Genomic DNA, 25,397 nt, shown 5'->3' with positions numbered 1-25,397 from the left:
TATGAATTAATTTGTTACATAAACTTATAGGCTTAACACGCTAAAAAATAAGTTAAATTTATGAAAATACAAATGTTTTAAAGTTTTTTGAAAAAAACTATTGTAGATTGTGAACAAAACATATTTAATATTTTGCGCCAAAATATATCATTGATTGAAATTTTGACCAATTTTGATCCATTTTCTGCTGAGGATTAAGCGTTGAAATACAACAGCCTTAACGAATTCCTAGATTACGTTAAAACACGTGATGCACATCAACCAGAGTTTCTACAAGCTGTAGAAGAAGTAATGACCAGCCTTTGGCCGTTTATTGAAAAGAACCCTCAATATGCAGCACATGGTTTGCTTGAGCGTTTGGTTGAGCCTGAGCGTGCCATTCAATTCCGCGTTTCTTGGGTAGATGACCAAGGTCAAACCCACGTAAACCGTGCATTCCGTGTACAGTACAACTCAGCAATTGGTCCATTTAAAGGTGGTATGCGTTTCCATCCATCAGTGAACCTTTCTATTTTAAAATTCTTAGGTTTTGAACAAACCTTTAAAAATGCTTTGACTACATTGCCAATGGGCGGTGGTAAAGGTGGTTCAGACTTTGACCCTAAAGGTAAGTCTGAAGGCGAAATTATGCGTTTCTGCCAAGCCTTAATGATCGAGTTATATCGTCATTTAGGTTCTAACACGGATATTCCTGCGGGTGATATTGGTGTAGGCGGCCGTGAAGTAGGTTACATGGCGGGTATGATGAAGAAGCTCAGCAATGACACTTCATGTGTATTCACAGGTAAAGGCTTATCTTTCGGTGGTTCTTTGGCGCGTCCAGAAGCTACAGGTTACGGTACTGTGTATTTCGCTGAGGAAATGCTCAAGACTCGTGGCGATAGCTTTAAAGATAAAGTCGTTGCGATTTCTGGTTCAGGCAACGTTGCACAATTTGCTGCAGATAAAGCAATGTACTTGGGTGCGAAAGTCGTTTCACTTTCTGACTCTAATGGTACGGTGTACGTGAAAGAAGGTTTCACACCAGAATTACTTGCTGAAGTGATGGAACTTAAAAACGTAAAACGTGGTCGTATTTCTGAATTTGCATCTAAACACGGTTTCGAATATCTTGAAGGCCAACGTCCTTGGGGGATCAAGTGTGACATCGCATTACCATGTGCAACTCAAAATGAGTTGAATGGTGATGATGCAGCAACTTTACTTGCGAATGGCACAATCTGTGTGGCTGAAGGTGCGAACATGCCTTCTACTTTGGATGCTGTTGAGAAATTTGTAGAAGCGAAAATCTTATACGCACCAGGTAAAGCATCAAATGCAGGTGGCGTAGCAACTTCTGGTCTTGAAATGTCTCAAAACGCGATTCGTTTAGGTTGGACGTTTGAAGAAGTGGATGAGCGTTTACATGCAATTATGAAAGAAATTCACCGCAACTGCGTGAAATACGGTACACAAGAAGATGGTACTGTAAACTATGTAGATGGTGCGAATATTGCTGGTTTTGTAAAAGTTGCCGATGCAATGTTAGCGCAAGGTGTATTCTAAGCTTTGTCTTAAATAGACTTTCAAAAAACCGATGCACATGCATCGGTTTTTTTATGGTTTTTAGTTAGCAAAGTGCTTAATCAAAACGATAAATATCCATACCGAGTGAACCCATGCTAAAGCTACTATGAACAATATTAAATCGATCACCTGTGCCCATCGCAAAAAACAGCGGTGCAAAGTGTTCTAGGGTCGGGTGATTACGTGTCGCATACGGCAATTGTTGCCAATCCAGCACAGCATCATAATTGCGATGACTTAAATGCTGCACTACACGATTACGGAAACTAGATGCCCATTCAGGCACAGCCGCATTGGGTGTATTCCATGATAATTCACGCAAGTTATGGGTGATGCTGCCTGAGCCAATCAGTAGTATTTGCTGATCACGCAGTGGCGCCAAGCTTTGCCCAACATAATAAATCTGTTCGGCACTCATATTTGTAGGCAAAGAAATAGCGATTATAGGAATATTGGCATCGGGATACATGTGTAGTAATGGCATCCACACGCCATGATCATGCGGACGTGTGCTGTTGGCATGTGCAGCAAAGCCCGCATCAGCCAAACGCTGCAAAATATCTTCTGCCAGTTCAGGCAAGCCAGGCGCAGGGTAACGAAGAGTATACAAAGCTTCAGGGAAACCACRGAAGTCATGCCATGTTTCAGGGCGAATACCTGTATTGACTTCTAGGGCATTACTTTCCCAGTGCGCAGACATCACTACAATGGCTTGCGGTGTTGGTAAATTTTCACTTAAACGGCTAAGCGCGGGTCCAACCTGTTCAGGATTGAGTGCTAACAGGGGCGAACCATGTGAGATAAATAAACCAGGTAATGTCTGTAAGTTCATGCCGAGCTCCATATAGCCTGCTGTTCTTCAGCATCGCAAAAAAGTGTGTGCAGCGAAATGTACTTTTGTTGAACGCTATGTTGCAGCTTTGCAACGTCGCTAAATTGGTATATTCCGATGACTTCACGTGTAAATTGAGTTGCTTAATTAGCCCGCACGGTGATAAGGGTGGTTATGATTAATGCTCATAGCGCGGTATAGTTGTTCGATCAGCATCACGCGAACTAAAGGGTGTGGCAAAGTAAGTTTGGATAAGGACCAATGCCATGCTGCTGCTTTACGTACTGCTTCAGAATGACCATCTGGTCCGCCAATCGCAAGCACGACATCATTGCCCTCTAACATCCAGCCTTTCATGGTTTCTGCAAGTTTTTCGGTGCTGAACTCTTTGCCGCCCACTTCCAAGGCAATTAACAGCTCATTGTTTTTCATGGCATTTAAAATGCTATCACCTTCAATTTGGCGATATTTTAGAATATCGGCCTCAGAATCATTTTTGCCACGTTTCGCCATTGGCAGTTCGACAATTTGAGTCTGCACAAAAGGCTGAATCCGTTTGAAATAATCTTCAAAACCAGTMAGCACCCAAGCAGGCATTTTTTGTCCAATGGTCAGAATGCGAATTTTCATAGGCGAGTTCATGTAGCGAGCAATCAGAATCTCGCATTATAACCATGATTCAATACAAGCGCTGTGTGACGACACAATTTGCAATTGAATTTGCCAACAGGCTGTTGCTTTAATACTCAGCAATCTTATTGGTCTTTTTTGTCTTGGAATTATCAGCATGCGCGCGTTTCAAAGTCAGCAGTTATATTCATGGATATTGGGCGCGGGTATGGGATTGATGCCCACTGCTACATTTGCTGTGCCTGAGGCTCAATGGGCAGAACCAAACAATTTGCAAGTCTATATKCAGCAAGTGATTGGGCAGCAGGGTTTGGGTAATTCCGAACAGTATCGTCATTATAAAAATGTGAATGAACTGAATCGGGTTTCGGCATGGATTCGGGAACAAATGCGAGTATTTGGAATTCCGTGTCAATTTCAAAATTATGTGGTCAATCAGCAAAGCTACCGCAATGTGGTGTGCAAATTGAATGTCGGTGCTGCGCAAAAAACGATTTTTGGTGCGCATTACGATGTTTATGGGCAGCAGCAGGGGGCAAATGACAACGCTTCTGGCGTGGCAGGTGTAATCGAAACAGCACGAATTTTGGCGCAGGAAAAGAATAAACTTAGTCAAAATGTCGAATTTGTATTCTATACCTTGGCAGAGCCACCATTTTTTAAAACCGAGTCGATGGGCAGTTTTGTACATGCCAAATCTGTGCAGGCAGAAAAAGAAAAAATCCGTGCGGTGTATGTGTTGGATATGATTGGTTATTACGATAAAAATTTGGTGCAAAATTACCCAATCGGTTTAAAGTGGATTTACCCAAGTCATGGCAATTTTATTGTGGCATTGAGTAATATGCAATCACGTGAAATGAGTGCATGCTATTGCAATACAATGCAGCGTTTGAACCAGTTGCAATGTGAGCGCGTGGTGGCACCGACTTTCATCAAGGGTATAGATTTTTCAGATCATTTAAATTATTGGAAATATGATATTCCAGCTATTTTAATTACCGATACCGGCAGTTATCGCAGCTCACTTCGCCACACCACAGGTGATACTTTAAAAACAGTAAATTTTGAAAAAATGGCGCACGTTGTGAATGGCTTGGTTGCACAGGTTTTATCACCTTGATGAATGATCGCAGTGCATAAAAAACGCAGCCCTGAATTGAAATAGGACTGCGGTTAAAAGGTCATCCACCTGGAGATATGGATGACCAGAACATGAAGCATGCTTCAATCAAAAGCGTCTGATCAATTTGTCGGTCTAAATAGACCAAACAAGAAACATACAGCGAGATGTATCTTAAATTTATATATGTGGATGGTTTACCTATTTTTCAAGGAAATTGAATTAAAAATAGGCTATCCAATTGAAAAATGAATTAAAAAATATTCAACTACGTTTCAAAATCTAGAGTCTAAATACAACAAAAGAGCACCGAAGTGCTCTTTTGAAAAGTTTATGCTTAAAGCAGAGTAACTCGCTTAGTGACGTGCGGCTTTGCCTGCGGCCACCGGCTTCACAATGGGTGCCTTGGTTAAAGGCTTAGGCATACTGGTCAGTGCCAAAGGCAAGATCTCATCAATGCTTTTTACAGCCTTGATTTCCAAACCTTCTTTGACATTGTCTGGAATTTCAGACAAGTCACGCACATTTTCCTCTGGAATAAATACCAGTTTGATACCACCACGATGTGCCGCAAGAAGTTTCTCTTTCAAGCCACCAATGCGCATTGCACGACCACGTAAACTGGTTTCACCAGTCATGGCAATATCAGGACGAATTGGAATACCTGTAAACGCAGACACCAATGCTGTGGTCAATGCCAAACCTGCAGATGGACCATCTTTAGGTGTTGCACCTTCTGGCAAGTGTACGTGCACATCGGTTTCGGCAAATACACTCGCCTCAATGCCTAAGCTGTCAGCACGGGTACGCACAACGGTCATCGCAGCTTTGATCGACTCTTGCATCACATCCCCCAATGAACCTGTGGTGATGAAATTGCCTTTGCCTTTCATGGTTGCTACTTCAATGGTAAGTAATTCACCACCCACTGAAGTCCAAGCCAAGCCATTTACGCGACCCACTTCAGCTTCTTCTTCTGCCATACCATAGTCAAATTTGTGTGGACCAAGGTAATCCGGCAAGTTTTGTGAAGTCACATCTACCTGTAGGTTTTTGGCTTTTTTGCTGACTGCTTCTTYCACCACTTTACGGGCAATTTTTGACACTTCACGTTCAAGACTACGCACACCTGCTTCACGCGTATAGCGCTGTACAATGTCACGAATCGCTTCCTCATGAACCGTCAATTCTTTAGCACGCAAGCCATTATTTTTGATGGCTTTAGGTACAAGATAGCGTTCAGCAATATTCACTTTTTCATCTTCGGTATAACCCGGTAGACGAATCACTTCCATACGATCTAGCAGAGCTTCTGGAATATTCATGCTGTTGGCAGTACAAATGAACATCACTTCAGACAAGTCTAAGTCTAGATCTAAATAGTGATCGTTAAACTTGTTGTTTTGTGATGGATCAAGCACTTCTAACAAAGCAGATGCAGGGTCGCCACGGTAATCCTGTGCCATTTTATCAATTTCATCGAGCAAGAACAGTGGGTTCTTCACACCGACTTTGGTCAATGACTGTACAATTTTACCTGGCATCGCACCAATATAGGTACGACGGTGACCGCGAATTTCCGCTTCATCACGTACGCCACCTAGTGCCATACGCACAAACTCACGTCCAGTGGCTTTTGCAACCGACTCACCTAGTGAGGTTTTACCTACACCTGGAGGGCCAACCAAGCATAGAATTGGGCCTTTGAGTTTTTTCACGCGCGACTGCACAGCAAGGTATTCCACAATACGGTCTTTGACTTCATCTAAACCGTAATGATCAGCATCTAAAATTTCTTGTGCTTTCGCCAAGTTGATGCTGACTTTGCTGGCTTTGTTCCATGGCGTATCTAAAATGACTTCTAGATAGTTACGTACCACAGCTGCTTCGCTAGATGCAGGTTGCATCGCTTTAAGTTTACGGAACTCAGCTTCTGCTTTTTTACGTACATGCTCAGGCAAGTCTGCTTCTGCCAGACGTTTTTCAATTTCAGCGACATCATCTTCCGCACCKCCGTTCATATCGGACAGCTCGCGTTGAATGACTTTCATCTTCTCATTTAAGAAGTATTCACGCTGATTTTTTTCCATCTGACGTTTAACTGAGTCATGCAAAGTTTGCTCAATCTGCTGTTCTTCAGACTGTTGCAATAAATAAGTCATTAACTCCATTAAGTGAGCTTCAAACTCGTCGTGCTCAAGGAATTTTTGTTTAATATCAATGTTCAACGGCACGCGAGTTGCAACAAAGAACAACAATTGCAATAAATCTTCAATTTTATTGGCAGCAGCAATCAGTTCACGTGCATTGCGTAATTTTGCTTCAGCATATTGCGCAAATAAGGCACGTAATTCTTGCAAGCGTGTTGCTTGGGTATTCTCATCCATCGCAACAGTCATTGGGCTTAAGCTGTGCTCTGCAGTTAAATACGCGTCTTCATCAATAATTTTTTCGAGTTTGGCGCGGTATAAGCCTTCAATCAGCACTTTAATACAGTTTTCATCATTTTCGTGATTTACAACTTGCACAATTTTCGCGACAGTACCGTATTGATACAAATTGTCGTGATCAATTTCTTCTGTAAGCGAATCTTTTTGCGCAACTACAAATACTAGATTGTCACTGTTACGAGCCACATCAACTGCATTGATCGATTTTTCACGACCTACAAATAGAGCGATTTGCATGTGCGGATAAACCACCACATCACGTAGCGCTAAAAGCGGTAATACACTTGGAACCTGAGGCTCTAAGGTTTCTTGATTCATAATAATTTCAGACATGGGCACTCCTAATGAGTGACAACGGTGTTGCCATGTTTTTTATAGTGATGGGTATTTTAAAAAATACAAGGGCAGGTCAACATAAATTGTTTAAAAAATTAGCTAAGTATTTGATTTTAAATTGACCTATCCAGTCAAAATGATCAATTTAGCGTTTCAAGTTGCGTTTAAACTGTAAAAAACACTCTGGTGTCAGTAACGCATCTAGAGGTTGATCCCAGTTTTTACGTGGCAAGTTTGCATGAATCAGCTGAAAATCATGTGCGATACCTAAGCGATAAGGGCGCTGTGGAGCAGATGCCAGCGTGCGGTCATAATAACCACCACCCATTCCAATTCGAGTGCCGTACTTGTCGCAAGCCAGCAAGGGCATGATTAAAAGGTCAAGATGAGAAACATGCTTCCCACGACTTGCCATCGGCTCTTTCATGCCCAGTGGGTGATGAGAAAAACGTTTATTGATGTATTGATGACGTGAGATTTCAACCCAAACCAGTTGCTGATTCATGTTGCAAATCATGGGTAAATACACTTGTTTGCCTTGCACGAAGCAGTATTCAATGATGCGCTGTGTATGAATTTCACCAAATGCATCTAAATACACCCCCACTTTTTTTGCGTACTGAAATTTTGGCAACCGTATTAGGCGCTGCAAAACAGCTTGCTGCGCTTGCTGCTGTTGATTAGGCGTGACTGCTCTGCGCTGTTGTCGAAGCTGTTTACGCAAGGTGTTAAGTTTCAACAACTGCATTTGGGCACATCCTTATATTCCTGAGTTTAAATGCTTGAATGGGTATGGAATGACTATCATTGCATCGACAAAAAACAAGCTTTTATCATGCTTGGCATTTTAACAGGATGTAATGTTATATTTCTGATTATCTTAACCTGACCTACTATGGGATAGTTTGGCTTGAATCTAGATGTAAAATTAAAAACACACTGATGCTATAGCGCAATGAATGCCGCACTAAAAATCTTCACGGTCGCTACGAGATAAATTGGGCCGAGTTAAGTTAAAAACAACAATTATGTAAAAACACGTGCCAAAACAAAAACAACACTCTCATTTTGCGGTTATACGAACTGAAAAACGCTTCCGACACGCGTTAGATGAATTTGGACGTAAAAACTTATCAAGCGTTCAATCCATCTTGCTAGAAATCACACTGATTCTATTGTATTGGACTAAAGTTGTATAAAGCTGTGCGAAATAAATTTGGTTTTTCCTTCCTTTTAAAAACTCGAGAAAAAACAAAGTTTAAATATTTCTTTGGCGTATTTTTTTATGCTGTATATAAAGAAAACCTTTACCGAAATTGGTATGACCATTTAAAATAAACAATCAGACCAATCTTGACTTTTTTTTGTCTAAAACTATCATTTGTTGCATATATTGAGGGAATTTTGTTTTTCACCTCAATATTGGTCAGACCAAAACTAGAATTTTACCTCTATGCTTAGACCTATGTTTACGTTTGAGTGAGCATTTCAAGGAGATGACAATGCTTCAACATTGGCAACAGATCTATGATCCAATGGCAAATATTTGGATTTCGAGTCTTATTGCATTAATCCCGATTATCTTTTTCTTTTTAGCATTGGCGGTATTTCGCTTAAAAGGAAGTGTTGCGGGAACCATTACGGTTATTTTGGCATTATTGGTGTCGTTATTTGCTTATGGCATGCCGGCACCAATGGCTTTTGCTTCATTGATCTATGGATTTTTCTACGGTTTGTGGCCAATCGCATGGATTATTATTGGCGCATTATTCTTATATAAAATCTCTGTAAAAACAGGGCAATTTAACATTATTCGCTCATCTATTCTTTCGATTACAGAAGATCAGCGTCTCCAGATGCTATTAGTCGGCTTCGCGTTTGGGACATTTTTAGAAGGTGCAGCGGGTTTTGGGGCGCCAGTGGCAATTACTGCAGCTTTGCTAGTAGGTTTGGGTTTTAAACCTTTATACGCTGCGGGTTTATGTCTGATTGTGAACACCGCACCGGTTGCGTTTGGCGCAATGGGGATTCCAATTATTGTGGCGGGTCAGGTTTCGGGTGTAGAAACCATGGAAATTAGCCAGATGGTTGGACGTCAGTTGCCATTTATGGTGCCAATTGTGCTGTTCTGGATTATGGCAATTATGGATGGCTGGCGCGGTGTGAAAGAAACTTGGCCTGCAGTGTTGGTGGGTGGTGGTGCTTTTGCGATTGCACAATACTTGACCTCTAACTTTGTTGGACCTGAGTTACCTGACATTACCGCTGCAATTGCCTCTTTGGTCAGTTTAACGGTGTTGTTTAAATTCTGGCAGCCAAAACACATTTTCCGTTTTAGCGATGCAGACACAAAAGTGGATGCCAACTTAGTTGCAGAACAACAGCAAAAATACAGCATCGGGCAGATTGTGAAAGCATGGTCACCCTTTGCAATTTTAACGGTGATGGTTACGATTTGGAGCATCAAACCGTTCAAAGATTTATTTGCTAAAGATGGTGCAATGCATGATTGGGTCATTTCCATCAAAGTGCCATTTTTACATCAACTGGTACAAAAAATGCCGCCTGTGGTGGCAGACGTCAAAGACTACGATGCCATCTTTAAGTTTGACTGGCTGAGTGCCACGGGTACTGCAATTATGATTGCGGCTTTCATCACCATCATTTATTTAAAAATGAAACCACGTGAAGCTGTCAAAACCTTTGCAGAAACCATCAATGAATTAAAAACACCGATTTATTCCATTGGTATGGTGCTGGCCTTTGCTTTTATCGCCAATTATTCAGGTATGTCTGCGACCTTGGCATTGGCTTTGGCTCATACAGGTAATGCATTTACTTTCTTCTCGCCATTTTTAGGCTGGATTGGAGTGTTCTTGACAGGTTCAGATACATCAGCCAATGCCTTATTTGCTGCCTTGCAAGCCACAACTGCACAGCAAATTGGTGTGCCAGAAGTGTTACTTGTTGCTGCCAATACCAGTGGTGGTGTTACAGGCAAAATGATTTCGCCGCAATCGATTGCAATTGCCTGTGCGGCAGTCGGTTTAGTCGGTAAAGAATCGGATTTATTCCGCTTTACCGTGAAACACAGTATCACGTTCACCGTAATGATCGGTATTATTATCACTCTACAAGCTTATGTGTTCCCATGGATGATTCCATAACCACATGCACAAGAGGATAGCCGCATGAAAGTCTCCGACAAAGTTGTACAAGACCTGCGCACACTGGTTGAAAAAAATCAGATGCAAGTCGGAGACCGATTGCCTGCCGAAAGAAAGTTATGTGAACAACTCGGGGTTTCCCGTTCCTCTTTGCGTGAGGCTATTCAGCAATTGACCAGTCAGGGCATGCTGGTCAGCAAAGTTGGAGCGGGTACTTTTTTGCAACAGCTACCCACCAATTGGTCGCAATATCAAATTGTGCAGCCTTTAAGTAACCTGATTGATGAAGACCCTGCTTATCGTTTTGATGTGCAGGAAGCTCGAATGGTGCTTGAAGGTGGTACGGCATGGTATGCCGCACAGCGGGCAACTGCTGAGGATTTGAAAAACATCCGTGCCTGTTATGAGCAAATTGCCCATTTTCAAATTTTAGGTGATGACGATCAGGCAGCAATTTCCGATGCCAAGTTTCATTTGGCAATTGCCGAAGCATCGCACAATTTGGTGCTCATTCAAATGATGCGTGGCTTATTTGATTTGTTGCAATACAACGTGGTTTTGGGCCGACGTAAAGTCTATACCGAAGCCCACCGTTTCGATCAGTTGCATGATCAACACTTTCAAGTGATGGATGCAATTGAACGCCAGGATCCAGAAGCTGCCCGTTCGGCAGTGTGTGGACATATTGAATTTGTAGTTCAACAAGTACGCATGATAGACGAGGAAGATGCGCGTCGTCAGCGTGCGAGTCGATTAAACAGGATAGCGCCATGATTATTTCTTCTGCGAATGATTACCGCGAAGCAGCTAAACGCCGTTTACCGCCATTTTTATTTCACTATATTGATGGAGGTGCGTATGCGGAACAAACGCTAAAAAGAAATGTAGAAGACCTTTCACAAATTGCCTTGCGCCAACGTGTATTAAATGACATGTCGGCTTTAAGTTTAGAAACCACGTTATTTAATGAAACTTTGTCGATGCCTGTGGCTTTGGCGCCAGTCGGTTTAACAGGCATGTATGCGCGCCGTGGTGAAGTACAGGCTGCGGTAGCAGCAGACAAAAAGGGTATTCCGTTTACTTTGTCTACCGTGTCGGTGTGTCCAATTGAAGAAGTGGTACCTGCCATTTCTCGCCCAATGTGGTTTCAGCTCTATGTGTTACGTGACCGTGGCTTTATGCGCAATGCTTTGGAACGTGCCAAAGCAGCTGGCTGTTCAACATTGGTTTTTACAGTAGATATGCCTGTGCCTGGTGCACGTTATCGTGATGCACATTCAGGCATGAGTGGGCCAAATGCGGCCATGCGCCGTTATATGCAAGCAGTGATGCATCCAAACTGGGCGTGGGATGTGGGTTTACTCGGCCGCCCACATGATTTGGGCAATATCTCCAAATACTTGGGCAAGCCGACTGGACTGGAAGATTATATTGGTTGGTTGGGCAATAACTTTGATCCATCCATTTCATGGAAAGACCTAGAGTGGATTCGTGAATTCTGGGATGGCCCAATGGTCATTAAAGGCATTTTAGACCCAGAAGATGCTAAGGATGCTGTTCGTTTTGGGGCTGATGGAATTGTGGTGTCCAATCACGGTGGTCGTCAGTTAGATGGTGTGCTCTCGACTGCACGTGCTTTACCGCCAATTGCTGATGCGGTGAAAGGAGATCTTAAAATTCTAGTGGATTCAGGTATTCGTAATGGCCTAGATGTGGTGCGCATGCTGGCGATGGGCGCGGATACTTGTATGCTAGGACGTGCCTTTATTTATGCACTAGGTGCAGCAGGCGGGGCGGGTGTGAGTAATTTACTCGAATTGATTGATAAGGAAATGCGAGTCGCAATGACCTTAACGGGTGCTAAAAACATTCAGGCGATTAACTCAGATTGCTTGGTACAACTTGAGCGTGAACTGAAAGGCTAAATTGCCAACAGAAGCGACCAATCCATCAACCGATGCATTTGGCTGAATCGCTTAATTGTATTTATCACCTTGTTTCAGGACTTGTACACTATGCCACAGACAATTTCTTCTGCAATACAATTTGATGCTGCATCAACCCTCAAAAACTTGGTCGATATTGTGGGAAAAGCGCATGTATTGACCCATGAATCAGATACTCGTTTATATCGTCAAGGGCGACGTTTTGGCGAGGGACAGGTTTTTGCCGTGGTCACGCCAGGTTCTTTGTTGCAGCAGTGGCAAGTGTTACAAGTGGCTGTGGCGGCAGATTGCATTATTATCATGCAAGCCGCCAATACAGGGCTTACGGGTGGTTCTACACCATTTGGTGATGACTATGATCGTCCTGTAATTTTGATCAACACCCAACGTTTAAAAGGTATTCAGCTCATCAACGATGCCAAGCAAGTGATTTGCTTGCCTGGTGCAACGCTAGATGCTTTGGAACAAAAATTGGCACCACATCAGCGTGAGCCACACTCAGTCATTGGTTCATCTTGTATTGGCGCTTCGGTGTTGGGCGGGGTATGTAATAATTCAGGTGGTGCATTGGTCAGACGTGGCCCTGCCTATACTGAGTTGGCCTTATATGCACAAGTCAATGAACTGGGCGAGTTGCAACTCATCAATCATCTGGGGGTGAATTTAGGAAACTCGCCAGAAGAAATTTTAACCAGACTTGAGCAACAACAATATCGCCCTGAAGATATTGAATATTCGGAACATAGTTGTGCTTCTGATCAGCGTTATGTGCATGATGTTTCCCAAGTCGACGCCGATACGCCTGCACGGTTTAATGCCGACCCAAGCCGTTTGTTTGAAGCTTCGGGTTCGGCAGGTAAAGTCTGTGTGTTTGCAGTGCATTTGGATACGTTTGAGAAAATTCCGAGTCAGGTGTTTTATATCGGCAGCAATCAGCAGGATGATTTAACCGCGATTCGCCGTTTTTTATTACGTGATTTGCCGCGTGTACCGATTGCTGGCGAGTATATTCATCGAGATGCCTATGACATTGGTGCAGAATACGGCAAAGACAGCTTCTTGTTTATCGAGAAGTTTGGCACCAGTAAAGTACCTGCAGCTTTTGCCATGAAAGACAAAGTTGATGGTTTTCTAACCCGTTGGGGCATGCGTGGATTGTCGGATAAAGTTTTGCAAATGTTCACGAAACTTCTGCCAAATCATTTACCAGAACGCATGAACCAATTTCGTGATTTGTATGAACATCATTTAATTTTGCGCATTGAGCAGCAAGATGTTGCGGCAGTACAGCAGTTTTTACTGGATTATTTTATCACGCGCAATTCTGGCAGTTTTTTTCTATGTAATGAAGATGAAGGCCGCAAGGCTTTTCTGCATCGCTTTGCAGTGGCAGGTGCTGCAATTCGTTATCGTGATACACATCGAAATGAAGTGGAAGACATTGTTGCTTTAGATATTGCGTTAAGACGTAATGATCAGCAATGGGTTGAAACCTTGCCCGAAGAGTTGGAGCAGGCGATTATACATAAGTTGTATTATGGTCATTTTTTATGTCATGTCTTTCATCAGGACTATATTATTAAAAAAGGCGTAGACCCGTTGGCGATGGAACATCAAATGTGGTCATTGCTTGATGCACGTGGGGCAGAGTATCCTGCAGAGCATAATGTTGGGCATTTATATGTGGCGAAGCCTGCCTTAAAGCAGCATTATCAAAAATTGGATCCGACCAATTGTTTTAATGTGGGCATTGGGCATAGCTCTAAATTAAAAGCTTGGCGTTAAATAAGGATGAAAACTGAGCAGTGAAACTGATTCTAAGGAAAGATGGATATGTTTAAGTTAGATAGCAAACTGCTACAGATTTTTTACTATGTATATAAATTAAAAAATGTGTCTGCAGCAGCAGATGCATTGGGCATGAGTCAGCCTGCGGTTAGTAACTGTTTAAATAAAATTCGTCAGCATTTTAATGACCCATTATTTTTAAGGGTTGGCAATGAAATGTTGCCTACAGAGTTGGCGAAACAGATTTTTTCACCGATTAGTGAAATTATTAATAAAATTGAAACGGTCAATAATTTTAAAGTCGATTTTGATCCGACACATTCCGATCAATTATTTACCTTGGCAATGACCGATGTTTCGCATTTGGTTTTATTGCCAAAACTGACCAAGTTTTTAAAAAAATATGCACCTTCAGTGCGGATTAAAATTCGTCCTATTACCCGTGAAACCAGTTATCAAATGGCAAATGGTGAAATTGATTTTGCGATTGGTTTTTTACCTGAGTTAGAGCAGGGTTTTTATCAGCAGCAATTATTTTTACAATATTATGTGGTGATTAGTCGTAAAGATCATCCACGTATTTGTGAAAAAAGTTTAGATGTTGAAGCTTATATTCGTGAATCGCATGTCGATGTAGATACCAGTATAGGTCACTACCATATTGAAAATGAATTAAGCAATCGTGGTTTAAGACGTAATATTCTAATGAGTATCCCAAGTTATTTAGGGGTCGGTTTAATTGTGCAAGAAACCGATATGATTGCGACAGTGCCTTATTATTTAAGTGAGGTGTTATTGGCACGCGGGAATTTACAAGTAGTGAGTGCGCCTTTGAATTTTCCAACCTATCCTGTACGACAATATTGGCATACGTCTTGTCATCACCAAACCAGTCATCAGTGGTTAAGAAAAGTGATTTTTGATTTGTTTAGTCAGCATCCTTAATTAATCGTATTTAAAGTAAAATTTTTATAATTTTTTAAATTATCATTCGCTAATTCCCTCATCTTCAAAAGAGCAGGCTAGGCTGAGGGAATTAGTGATTCTTTTTTATAAGGCAATAAAACTAAATTTCTGCCCACGATTTTGATTGCAGCTATACATTTTCATTTTTCCATTATAAATATCTAAACATTTGCCTGTATCTGCACTACGAATACGCTGACCATCGAGATACCATTTTTGGTTACTTTGTCCATTACAGGTATAAGCAATTACTTCAGCACCATCATGTTTCTGTTTTCCTGCTACATCTAGACATTTACCTTGCACGGTAATGCTTTGATCAGGATGGAAAATAAAATGCTGATTGGTACCATCATGACAATGTGAAGTCTGAATGGAACGTTGATTACTGCGACTAAAATCTACGCAGCGACCATCATAGGTTTTAATTTTGACTTTTTGTTGCCATGTTTGCGCAGGATAAGGCATAGGTGTTGGCATATAAATGGTTTGTTGTGCAGGACGTTCTACAGGTGTACTTGCTGGAATTTGAGGTTGAATGACGATATTGGGAATCTGCCCCGATGCTGTTCCGTCAACCACAATACATGCTGTTAAAAGTGAGCAACTGCTTATAGTGAAAAGTGTCTTAAACATAAGAGAAAACAATTTATTTATTAGGTGGATAGGATAAATTTAAAGCATGGAATAAATATTTATTTTTTGTAATTTTGTGTGTAAATGACCAAAAAATTTTATCTAATAGACATGGTTTCCTAGACACGGTTTTCAAGCAAAAAATTAAGTTTGAAAAAACTTCAACTCGCGATTCTATGTATTCTTTGTTTGCTAGTGGGTGCATTCTTGGGAAGTGCATGGCAGAAATTTTACTATCAGGACATATGCCTAGATTTAGGTGGTGGTCAGCAGCCAGGGAATCATCCAATTTGCGTAATTGAACAACAAAAATAGAAAAACTTAAAACTCAACTATATGACTTTCAAGTTATGTCGTTGAGTTGTAAAATTATGTGTTAAAGTTGGCATTTGTCGCAGTTTTTGAATTTTGGGGTTGGAACTGTTGAAGCATTTTTTACTATCACTCAGATTGAATCTGCGTAAACTTATTTTAATTTCGACAGTTTTAAGCGTATCTGGCTTATTTGTTGTCAGTGTATTTATTTTGAATTATGTAATTAAACAACAATTAATTCAAAATTCACTTTCGATCAATGAAAAATATGCAGAAAAAATTGCCACCAGTGCCAATCAACATTTTTCAGATATGCTGCAAGAGTTGGATTATAGTGCACGTTTATTAGAAAAAAATTTTTATAATACACAAGTTAGAAAAGAAGAAGTAAAACGCTTAAAAAATCAATCGAATCATTTTAATAGCGTTTTATTGGTAGAGCAGAATAAACATATTTTAGCTTATGCACCTAATACATTAAAACTTAATTTTAATCAGGCTTATAGTACCATTGGTATTGATGGATCTATTGAAAAAAAGAAAACTTATATTTCATCTCCCTATTGGTCTATAAGTAATAATTTAATCGTCATGATGTCACAACCTATTTATAATAAAACACATCAATATTTAGGCTTAATCAGTGGTACGATTTATTTACAGGAGCAGAACTTGATTAATACCATGCTCAATACTCAGTATGATTATAAAAAAAGTTATATGTATGTGATTGATCAACATAATCGTATTATTTTTCATCCAGATAAAAAGCGAATTGGTGAAAAAATTATCAATAATACAGGTTTGGATTATATTAATAAGAATACAAAGGGATCAATTCGTTTAAAGAATAGTTTAGGTATAGATAATTTGGCGGGTTTTGCACATATTCCAAGTGTAAATTGGATTGTAGTTTCTCAGCAGCCCACAGATGATTTACTTGCACAAGCTAATACGCTGATTTTTAAAGTATCGATTGGAATCTTCATTTTTTACTTTTTTATTTTTTTATTGATTTGGTATATCTCAAGCTTTATTTCTTCACCTTTGAACCGCTTGGCACGTATGGCAAGTATGCTCAATCATGCGGACATTGAAAATAAAATTAAAGAAGTTGATCCGTGGTATTTCGAGGTTTTAAAGTTTAGAACCTCATTATTAATGAGTTCGGAAACCTTTAGTGATCGGATTGCGGAGTTAAAGCATCACGTCTATACTGATCCATTGACAGGTTTATATAACCGTCGTGGGATGCAATTATTTTTAAATGAGTTGGTCAAAACCCGAACTGAGTTTGCAGCATTGTCTATTGATATTGATTTCTTTAAGAAAGTTAATGATCACTATGGGCATGATCAAGGTGATATGGTACTGCAAACGCTCGCCCAAATAATGCAAACTAATTTTAGGGATCATGATATTTGTTGCCGTTCTGGGGGCGAAGAGTTTTTAGTGCTGATGACGACTGCCGACCCAAGTGTGGCATATAAAGCTGCGGAGCGTTTAAGAACGACCATGCAACAAACCAATATTAATGGTATGGGTGAAATTACCATCTCAATTGGTATCGCATTTTGGTTTAAAGATGCAGAGGATATTTCTGAAGTGCTTAAACTTGCAGATAATAAATTGTATGAAGCCAAACATGCTGGGCGGAATTGCACAAAGTCTACGGCTACATGAGAATTTGGATAGATTCCTATTCAGCTAACACAGAGGCATGCGATGGAAAAAGATCAAGATCCAACGATTGTGGTTGAAGACAGTCCTGAACAAGAAAAATATGAACTTCTGAAAGAAAAGCTGAAATACAAACAAGCGGAGCGCGAAAACTCTAAAAAGATTGATCATAAACAAGTACGGCTGAATATTCAGGCCGATGCCTTGCCAAGCAAAACCTTTTTTATAATGAATGCTTTGGCAGCTATTATTGCAGGCTATGGTTTATTGTCTAATTCAGCTGCAGTGGTGATTGGTGCAATGCTGGTTGCGATGATGCTTGGTCCTATTTCAGGTATGGCTTTAGCATTTATTGATAATCGATGGTTGTTTTTTAAAACAGCATTTAAAACCTTAGTTTTAGGTGTGTCGATGATTGTCAGTATTGGCATCATTTTAGGTCTTATCAATATTAACTTACCTATCACCCATGAAATTCTGTCTAGAACTCAGCCTACCATTATGGATTTAATGATTGCACTTGCGGGTGGTGCAGCAGGGGCATTTGCAGCCGTTTCACCACGTCTGTCTGTGGCTGTTGTTGGCGTTGCAGTTGCGACTGCTTTGGTACCGCCGCTGGTTGCAAGTGGCATATTAATTGCGCATCTGGAATGGAAACATGCAGCAAATGCTCTGCTGTTGGCACTGACCAATATTGTTGCTATTCAAATTAGTTCTTCACTGGTGTTATGGGCAGCTGGTTTTAGACGCGGTTCAGATGAAGAAGTAAATAGCACAGTAATTGAATTTATTAAAAGAAATATCGTGAGTCTTTTAGTACTTTTTGCGCTGGGTATCTATTTAAGCTTTAACTTTATGATGATGTTAAATAAACAGATGTATGAACATCAGGTAGAAAGCTTGATTGAAAGTCAATTTAATCAACATAATAATTTGATTGATACGGTGCAGTTTGATCGGCGTAAAGAGATGACTTTAATTCGCGTAGTCTTGCGTGGAGATATAGCGCCAAAACCTCAACAGATTTCTGCATTGAATCAAAAATTAGCACAAGACCCACGTGGAAAACCAAGTGTGGTTCAAGTGCGCTTTATTCCTGTGCAAATTATTCAAGCCAAAGAAAGTCCTGATTTTGATATTAAGCAAGTTGAAGCCGAGCAGTTGATACAACCTTAGATGAAGAAATTGATGGTATTTATAGCTTACTTTAGATGGCGTCTTATTATTCAATAGGGCTCTCAGAATGTTACGTATTACACAGATTTAATTTAATAGTCTCAAAAGGTTATAGTTAAGCCAATTTTAAGTTAAACCATTTAACATCCGATTTATTTCAAATCAAATTCACTATGCTTCCACGCTCTCCTTACAAATGCTCTTTTGGTTTACAACGGATTTTGAATGCCACAGGCTATTCTTTGGCAGGCTTTAAAGCCGCCTTTCAAAACGAAGCAGCATTTCGGCAAATTATTCTGATTAATTCAATGCTGATTCCACTCAGTTTTTTCATGCCTGTTAGTCGTGTCGAACAAGTGATTATGATTGTGGTGTGTTTGCTTGCCATCATTGTCGAACTGATTAATTCAGCCATTGAAGCTGTGGTCGATCGTGTTTCAATGGAGCAACATCCCTTGTCTAAAAATGCAAAAGATATGGGGAGTGCAGCGCAATTTGTTGCTTTGGCAATTATCGCATTGACCTGGGGCGCATGCCTGATTCCTGCTTAATCCCTTAAAAACAAGCATAAAACAGACTTTAAAATAGATAGTGAGTTGAGTATTCCTCATGCGGCATCAGCATTCAAAATTTTTACTTCTTCAAGCAATTTTACTCCTTCTGAGTTTGCTGATATTGCTTAATTTATTTAGCGTTACAGGCAGGCTAGATTTACACCTCATTCAACCCTTCGTGGATGCTCATGCAGAATTTCCACTTCGACAAGACTGGGCATTGGCTGAATTAAATCATCGGTATGTCAAATATATCCTGATTGCGGTATATCTGAGTTATTTACTGACTTGGTTGCTGTCTTTCAGATTTCAAAAATTACGTGCTTGTCGTTGGGAGTTTGGCTATTTCTTTTGGATGGTGGTGATTTCGACCAGTGTGATTGCAATACTTAAATCACAGTCGGCACATGCTTGCCCGTGGGATATGAGTATAGCCACAGCGCATGGTGTTCGGTGGGATTTAAGTGCAACGGCAGGGCATTGTTTTCCTGGTGGGCATGCCTCAAGTGGTTTTGCTTTATTGGTAGGATATTTTGTTTATCGAGTTGCTCAACCTAAACGTGCTTATTTTTTCTTGATTGCGGCTTGCATTTTAGGCATGGGGATGGGCTGGACGCAAATGATGCGCGGGGCACATTTTTTCAGTCATAATCTTTGGACAGGCTGGATTACTTGGTGTTTGAATGTAGTCGCTTATGCGTTCTTGGCGCATAAATTGCCACAATCAAAAAATCTAACTTAAAACCCGATCTTAACGCATCGGAAATTTAACCTGCACACATAAACCACCTAAACTGGCACTTTTAGAAAACTCTAAATTTGCACCTAAGCGTTGGGTGGCTTTATCTACAATAGATAAACCTAAACCGCTGCCAATTTCTGCATGGTTGTGAATACGGTAAAAACGCTGTCGAATTTGACTGAACAGTGCGGGGTCAATGCCTGCACCACTGTCTTCAATTTGCAAAATTGCATGTTGTTCTTGCTGAAAAATAGTCACATTGATCACGCCTTTTTTGGGCGTATATTTAATCGCATTATCAATTAAATTATAAATAATGGAATGCAAAGCAGAACTTTGCCCATGAATATTCAACTCTTGGCGTTGTTCGACACCTAAATCAATATCTTTTTGCAATGCCAATTGAATGAGCTGTTCCACACAGGCGATGGTCATTTGATTTAAAGAGAGGGTTTGATCGCTTTCAATCAGACTATCTAAGGCATCTTGCTTGGCTAAGCTTAATAACTGATTGACCAAATGCTGTAAACGTAAAACCCCTTGGCTTAAATTATAGAGGGCATCACTTTGTGGAAATTGCTGCAATAGAATTTGTACTTGTAAATTGAGTGCAGTGAGCGGGGTACGTAATTCATGTGCAGCATCGGCAACGAACTGGCGCTGTTCCTGTTGTGCGACAGAAATTCGCGTAAATAATTTATTCATTTCCTGAATAGTAGGTGCAAGCTCAACTGGATAATCTAGCATTCTAATTGGATTGAGATCCTGCGCTTTACGACGTGCCAGTTCACTTTTAAAGTCATTTAGAGGTCGGAAATTATGGCGAATTAGCCAACTTAAAGCCAATAATGCAAAGGGTAAAAATAGTGCATAGGGAATAAACATATTTGCTGCTAACTCTAAAGCTAAATATTGGCGCACAGAGTTTTGCTGGCTAATTTGAATTTGCAGATTTTCCTGCGGCAAAATATAAGTACGCCACAATTCAGATTGAGTTTGATGACTATAAAAACCCGGTTTTTCTACAGGCTGTAGTAGTAATACATCTTGAGGGTGTAATTGTGGTGTTGCATCAGCATATGCCCAAATATCGACAAATAAGTCTTCTTCACTATATTTTTGATTTAAATTGATTTGGCTTCGCGTAGGTTCTGGGTGGTTCGCTGCAATGCGTTCTGCCAAACTTTGCATTTGTGCATCTAAAATTTCATTGATTTCTTCTAGGGCAATTCGATAGGCTGCAAATACCAAAGCGCAGCCCAACATGACACTAAAGATAGAAACATAAACAATCAGACGTTTTTGCAAAGAGTAGGATTGCATTAAATTTGCCCTAAACGGTAACCTAAACCACGAATGGTACGAATAAAGTCCTTACCGAGTTTGGCGCGTAAATGGTGAATATAGACTTCAATAGTGTTGCTACTGACTTCACTGTCAAAATCATATAATTTATCTTCTAAATTATTTTTAGAGAAAATTTTATTTGGGTGGCTGAGCAAAGCCATTAAAATTGCCCATTCACGATTCGACAGTTCAATATATTCACCTTTGAATTTTGCCAAATGTTGTTCGGTATCTAAGACTAAATCGCCATAACTTAAAATATGCGCAGTATTATTCACTGGATTTTGTGTACCGCTGCGTCTGAGTAGGGCATAAATTCGCGCCAGTAATTCATCAAACTCATAGGGCTTAATTAGATAATCATCTGCGCCCTGATTCAAACCATCAACCCGTTGTTGCAATTGATCACGCGCTGAAATAATCAGCACGGGCAATTGTGGATGTAACTGGCGAATATTTTTTAATACCTGCATGCCGTCCATCATGGGTAAGCCTAAGTCCAGCAACACCAGCTGGATATCATGTTGCTGTAATTGCTTTAAGCCATCCATCCCGTTATTCACCCAAGTAACATCAAATTGTTGTAGCTTGAGCAAGGTCTGGGTCGATTCGGCAATCATAAAATCATCTTCGATGATTAAAATTTTAGGCATGTGATGACTCGTGCTGCGGTTGGGCGATATATGGAGTATGACATTGATTCAGCATATCATTTTTCGGGTCAATTACTTTGCTGTTTACATCCAGCAAGCCCAATAAACTTGGGAAAAGATTATCCTGACTCAATGTTGCTTGACGTTGTGCTTTTAAGCAATTCACTTGCGCAGAATTTTGTTGTTGCCAGGTTTCTGAAAACCACATCAGCATAGGTACATGGGTCTGTTGAGTAGGCGCCATAGAATATGGCGCACCGTGCAAATATAAACCATGTTCACCTGTCGATTCACCATGGTCAGACAAATACCAAAATCCGGTTTGATAGTGCTTTTGTTGCGCTAAAGTTTGAATCAACTGACTTAAAACATGGTCGGTATAGACAATCGAATTGTCATAGCTATTGCGTAAGGCATCGGCAGTGCAACCCTGAATCGCATTGCTGTTACACGTGGGTTGGAAAGGTTGATAAGCTGCGGTTGAGCGTTTGAAATAAGCAGGTCCATGACTGCCCATTTGGTGCAATACAATTAAATGTGAGCGYGTGTCTTTAGGGTCAAGTTGAGCAAGATAAGCCTGTAAACTATCCACTAAAATTTCATCTAAACATTCACCGCTGGCATCACACCATTTTTGTTTTAGCGCTGCAGGAATTTGATATTGCTGCACCCGATCACAAGCACCTTTACAGCCTGAATTGTTATCAATCCAAGTGACTTGATAACCTGCACGCTGGGCAATATCCAGTAAACCTTCACGGTGACTTGCAAGTTGTTCATCATAATTTTGGCGTGGCATCCCCGAGAACATGCACGGCACAGAAACAGCCGTGGCAGTACCACAAGAGTTGACTTGAGTGAAATTAATCACAGGCAGTTTAGACAGTTCTGGATTGGTATTTTTTGCGTAGCCATTCAGCGAGAAGCTTTCAGCACGTGCAGTTTCACCGACCACCAACAGCATAATTTTGGGTGCTGTGCCTGTTTGCGCACGTTGAATTAAATGCGCATCTTCACCATAGCGCAGCAGCGGCAAATTCTGTTTAGGAGCTTTCTTTTTATAATAGGACAGACCAGATGCAATCGCATTTTGTGGCGAAAGCATGCCTTTTAAATCACGATGTTCACGGAAGATTGCAGCATAATCGACATAAAAACAGAACAATAAACCCGAAATCAGCACAATAGAAACTACACTACCCAAGGTCTTTTGCAGTAATTGTCGAGCAAAATGAGTCGGCTGAATTTTAACAGACCACACTAAAACCAATGGCAGTAGCACAAACAGCACACTCCAAACCACCAAACGTACAGACCAGAGATCACGTACTTCACGCACATCGGTTTGCAGCATATTCTGAATTTGGTCTGCGGTAATCACTACACCTAAACTATTGACAAAATAAGCGCTGAATCCACCAACTACAATCAAAATGCTTGCTAATATTTTGGCATTCCAACGCCAGTTCAGCCATTGCAGCAACAGATGATATGCTGACACAATCACGATCACAGTTGCGATCACTAGGTTAGTGGCTTTAATTCCTTGATAAGGTGTGAATTGTTTAATTTTCTCATAAAATCCATAGTTCAATACCAAGCCTAACCATAGGGCAAGCATTAGATTGAAATAGAATAAAGAAATCGGTTTTTGCCAAACGCGCAGTCGGGCCAAGAAAGACGGAGCAAGTGGTGATTGGGTCTGCTTAGACATCGTCAATGATTCAAAAGACTTTAAGATGCTTTAGCCTAAAATTTGAAACTTAAAACTGACTTAAAATTGCGGGCTGAATCTGTCGTAGTTTTATTTGAATAACTTTGAAGATAGAAATTTTAGAGAAGTGAACTTTGCATAAGTAACCTGTTTATTCACTTTATTTCTGAAGTTTCCCCCTATCTCTGAATATATTTTTATTCAAAGACAGGGCAGAGATTTATACTGAATTTCCTAGGTTTTAAGCCACTGCAACATGGAACATTGAACCAATCCACGCACTAAATACCATGGCGACAATACCCCAAATCATGACGCGCAATGCACCTTTCCACATACTTGCACCACCCACATAGCTGGCAAGTGCCCCCATAATGCCTAGGCTGATTACACCGACCAACATCACACCTTTATCTAACAGATGCTCAGGTAAGAGTAAAATAGACACCAACGGGAATAATGAACCTACAGTAAATGCCAATGCCGAAGAAAATGCTGCGGTAAAGGGTCGCGCTGCGGTGTGTTCTAAAATACCAATTTCATCACGGGCATGGGCATCTGAAGCATTGTGAGCAGTCAATTGTATGGCCACTTGTTCTGCCAATTTGGCATCTAAACCGCGAATCATATAAATATTGGTGAGCTCTTTTAGCTCATGCTCTGGGTTGAGTTTTAATTCACGGGCTTCCATCGCAAGGTCATTTTTTTCAATGTCTTGTTGAGATTTCACTGAAATATATTCACCCGCTGCCATAGAAGCAGCGCCMGAAATTAAACCCGCAATACAGGTAATCAACAATGTTTGTGAAGATGCACCACTAGCTGCCATCCCAACGACCAAACTCGTCACAGAGATGATTCCATCGTTCGCCCCTAAAACTGCAGCACGTAACCATCCAGATCGTGAAATATAATGTTTTTCGAGGTGGTAAGAATGAGGCATAGATCAAATTCTCTTGTTATTCAATTTTCATTGATTGATGTGTGATATAGCATAAATCATTCTAAAAAAATTATCGGCTAAATAGGTGCTTTATTTCAGAAAAAGATGTTTTGTACAAAGCCAATGACCATGGGTAAAGAAAGACGGAATAATGATTTCATCATTAAGCAGCATTTGATGGCTGCTTTGGAGTAGGTTTGGTTTAACCCTTGTTTGCCTTTTGATGGAGCTTAGCATTACGACGCAGCAGGCTCAAACCAAATGGCAATATTTTCGCGATGAATGAGTGCTCGGTAATATGAAGACCAATGGGTTGTCGGATAAATTTAAGGTTTAGGCTTATTCGTTTGGAAATTATATTGTGGAATAAGCCTTAGAGATAGTTTGTGCACCAAAGCCATTTAAAATTAAATGTTGAGTTGAATTCTCACTTCCCCAACTCAATATTCTTCAAAATAACACAATCGGCTTGCTCATCGCCAGAGCAATGATCTGCAGAACTTTGTAGCCAATTCGCCATTTCCTGCAATTGTGCAATCTTTTGTTTTAAAGTTTCAATATGTTTAAGCGTGAGCTGCTTCACCTCTGCACTTTGTCGGTCAGCATTTTTCCATAAACCTAGTAATTCTTTCATTTGCTCAGAAGAAAAACCCAAATCTCGCGCATGTTTAATAAAAAACAAGGTTTTTAAGTCTTGCTCAGAATAAATTCGATACCCTGAAGCAGAGCGTTTGGCCGTATCTAGCAAACCAATTTGCTCATAATAACGAATCATTTTGCTGGAAATACCCGATAGCTTAGAGGCTTGACCAATATTCATGTGACTTCTCTCA

21 protein-coding genes and 1 pseudogene are annotated in these 25,397 nt (G+C 40.5%); 11 read left to right on the top strand and 11 right to left on the bottom strand.

The genetic code is table 11. The features are described from left to right. Window positions 1–201: 201 nt before the first annotated feature. A complete protein-coding gene (gdhA, locus tag BJN41_RS01525) occupies window positions 202–1,545 on the top strand; it encodes an NADP-specific glutamate dehydrogenase (protein ID WP_019837844.1) in 1,344 nt (447 codons plus the stop codon). A gap of 76 nt (window positions 1,546–1,621) precedes the next feature. Here the strand turns inward: gdhA and BJN41_RS01520 are convergent, their stop codons facing one another. Together BJN41_RS01520 and rlmH are read right to left on the bottom strand one after the other, a co-directional pair. Then, a complete protein-coding gene (locus BJN41_RS01520; RefSeq protein ID WP_070152697.1) occupies window positions 1,622–2,398 on the bottom strand; it encodes a dioxygenase in 777 nt (258 codons plus the stop codon). 147 nt (window positions 2,399–2,545) lie between these two features. Next, complete coding sequence (gene rlmH, locus BJN41_RS01515) at window positions 2,546–3,028, bottom strand: 23S rRNA (pseudouridine(1915)-N(3))-methyltransferase RlmH (RefSeq protein ID WP_026438445.1); 483 nt, start codon at window positions 3,026–3,028, stop codon at window positions 2,546–2,548. Between the two features lie 157 nt (window positions 3,029–3,185). On the opposite strand from rlmH, the gene BJN41_RS01510 reads away from it, so the two are divergent. Further along, window positions 3,186–4,151, top strand: coding sequence for a M28 family peptidase (locus tag BJN41_RS01510; protein WP_070152511.1), 966 nt, complete (start codon window positions 3,186–3,188; stop codon window positions 4,149–4,151). A 356-nt stretch (window positions 4,152–4,507) separates the two neighbouring features. Here the strand turns inward: BJN41_RS01510 and lon are convergent, their stop codons facing one another. Further along, window positions 4,508–6,934, bottom strand: coding sequence for an endopeptidase La (lon, locus tag BJN41_RS01505; protein WP_070152509.1), 2,427 nt, complete (start codon window positions 6,932–6,934; stop codon window positions 4,508–4,510). Window positions 6,935–7,082: 148 nt separating this feature from the next. Next, on the bottom strand, window positions 7,083–7,679 hold the full coding sequence (locus tag BJN41_RS01500; RefSeq protein ID WP_171257406.1) for a 5-formyltetrahydrofolate cyclo-ligase: 597 nt from the start codon (window positions 7,677–7,679) through the stop codon (window positions 7,083–7,085). Between the two features lie 754 nt (window positions 7,680–8,433). Between BJN41_RS01500 and lldP the strand changes: the two genes are divergently transcribed. The 5 genes from lldP to BJN41_RS01475 all read left to right on the top strand — a co-directional run bounded on the left by lldP (window position 8,434) and on the right by BJN41_RS01475 (window position 14,783). Then, window positions 8,434–10,104, top strand: a complete 1,671-nt coding sequence (gene lldP, locus BJN41_RS01495) for an L-lactate permease (protein ID WP_171257401.1) — start codon at window positions 8,434–8,436, stop codon at window positions 10,102–10,104. 24 nt (window positions 10,105–10,128) lie between these two features. Next, window positions 10,129–10,878: a transcriptional regulator LldR gene (gene lldR, locus BJN41_RS01490; protein ID WP_070152500.1), complete on the top strand. Its 750-nt coding sequence runs from the start codon at window positions 10,129–10,131 to the stop codon at window positions 10,876–10,878. Continuing rightward, window positions 10,875–12,029: an FMN-dependent L-lactate dehydrogenase LldD gene (gene lldD / locus BJN41_RS01485; protein WP_016659249.1), complete on the top strand. Its 1,155-nt coding sequence runs from the start codon at window positions 10,875–10,877 to the stop codon at window positions 12,027–12,029. Before lldR ends, lldD begins: the two co-directional genes overlap by 4 nt. Before the next feature lie 90 nt (window positions 12,030–12,119). Next, window positions 12,120–13,835 (top strand): D-lactate dehydrogenase, encoded by a 1,716-nt coding sequence (gene dld, locus BJN41_RS01480; RefSeq protein ID WP_070152497.1) that lies wholly within the window; start codon window positions 12,120–12,122, stop codon window positions 13,833–13,835. A gap of 48 nt (window positions 13,836–13,883) precedes the next feature. Next, window positions 13,884–14,783 carry a LysR family transcriptional regulator gene (locus BJN41_RS01475; protein ID WP_004970549.1) on the top strand — a complete coding sequence of 300 codons (900 nt, stop codon included), beginning with the start codon at window positions 13,884–13,886 and terminating at the stop codon, window positions 14,781–14,783. A 105-nt stretch (window positions 14,784–14,888) separates the two neighbouring features. Here BJN41_RS01475 and BJN41_RS01470 read toward each other — a convergent pair whose 3' ends face one another. Continuing rightward, the gene (locus BJN41_RS01470; protein WP_227515197.1) at window positions 14,889–15,386 is read right to left on the bottom strand and encodes a ricin-type beta-trefoil lectin domain protein; all 498 of its coding nucleotides are present in this window, start codon (window positions 15,384–15,386) and stop codon (window positions 14,889–14,891) included. Window positions 15,387–15,863: 477 nt separating this feature from the next. On the opposite strand from BJN41_RS01470, the gene BJN41_RS01465 reads away from it, so the two are divergent. From BJN41_RS01465 to BJN41_RS01450, 4 genes are all read left to right on the top strand, one after another. Then, complete coding sequence (locus BJN41_RS01465; protein WP_070152694.1) at window positions 15,864–17,438, top strand: sensor domain-containing diguanylate cyclase; 1,575 nt, start codon at window positions 15,864–15,866, stop codon at window positions 17,436–17,438. 42 nt (window positions 17,439–17,480) lie between these two features. After that, complete coding sequence (locus BJN41_RS01460) at window positions 17,481–18,611, top strand: TIGR00341 family protein (protein ID WP_004970544.1); 1,131 nt, start codon at window positions 17,481–17,483, stop codon at window positions 18,609–18,611. Between the two features lie 173 nt (window positions 18,612–18,784). Then, complete coding sequence (locus BJN41_RS01455; protein WP_070152494.1) at window positions 18,785–19,162, top strand: diacylglycerol kinase; 378 nt, start codon at window positions 18,785–18,787, stop codon at window positions 19,160–19,162. 58 nt (window positions 19,163–19,220) lie between these two features. Next, window positions 19,221–19,907, top strand: a complete 687-nt coding sequence (locus tag BJN41_RS01450) for a phosphatase PAP2 family protein (protein WP_070152492.1) — start codon at window positions 19,221–19,223, stop codon at window positions 19,905–19,907. Window positions 19,908–19,916: 9 nt separating this feature from the next. Here the strand turns inward: BJN41_RS01450 and BJN41_RS01445 are convergent, their stop codons facing one another. From BJN41_RS01445 to cueR, 6 genes and pseudogenes are all read right to left on the bottom strand, one after another. Next, window positions 19,917–21,230 carry an ATP-binding protein gene (locus tag BJN41_RS01445; protein WP_070152489.1) on the bottom strand — a complete coding sequence of 438 codons (1,314 nt, stop codon included), beginning with the start codon at window positions 21,228–21,230 and terminating at the stop codon, window positions 19,917–19,919. Further along, window positions 21,230–21,907, bottom strand: a complete 678-nt coding sequence (locus BJN41_RS01440) for a response regulator transcription factor (RefSeq protein ID WP_070152486.1) — start codon at window positions 21,905–21,907, stop codon at window positions 21,230–21,232. Before BJN41_RS01440 ends, BJN41_RS01445 begins: the two co-directional genes overlap by 1 nt. Further along, complete coding sequence (locus tag BJN41_RS01435; protein ID WP_070152483.1) at window positions 21,900–23,621, bottom strand: phosphoethanolamine transferase; 1,722 nt, start codon at window positions 23,619–23,621, stop codon at window positions 21,900–21,902. Before BJN41_RS01435 ends, BJN41_RS01440 begins: the two co-directional genes overlap by 8 nt. 241 nt (window positions 23,622–23,862) lie before the next feature. Next, a complete protein-coding gene (locus BJN41_RS01430) occupies window positions 23,863–24,564 on the bottom strand; it encodes a VIT family protein (RefSeq protein ID WP_070152479.1) in 702 nt (233 codons plus the stop codon). A 104-nt stretch (window positions 24,565–24,668) separates the two neighbouring features. Continuing rightward, window positions 24,669–24,890: pseudogene (locus BJN41_RS15085) on the bottom strand (transposase); the annotation flags it as partial. A gap of 101 nt (window positions 24,891–24,991) precedes the next feature. Beyond that, complete coding sequence (cueR, locus tag BJN41_RS01425) at window positions 24,992–25,384, bottom strand: Cu(I)-responsive transcriptional regulator (RefSeq protein ID WP_070152476.1); 393 nt, start codon at window positions 25,382–25,384, stop codon at window positions 24,992–24,994. Window positions 25,385–25,397 lie beyond the last annotated feature (13 nt).

The sequence above is a fragment of the Acinetobacter towneri genome (assembly GCF_001758345.1).
Classification (GTDB): domain Bacteria; phylum Pseudomonadota; class Gammaproteobacteria; order Pseudomonadales; family Moraxellaceae; genus Acinetobacter; species Acinetobacter towneri_A.
The sequence above is the reverse complement of the archived record's forward strand: the minus strand, read 5'-3'. Positions and strand labels throughout refer to the sequence as shown.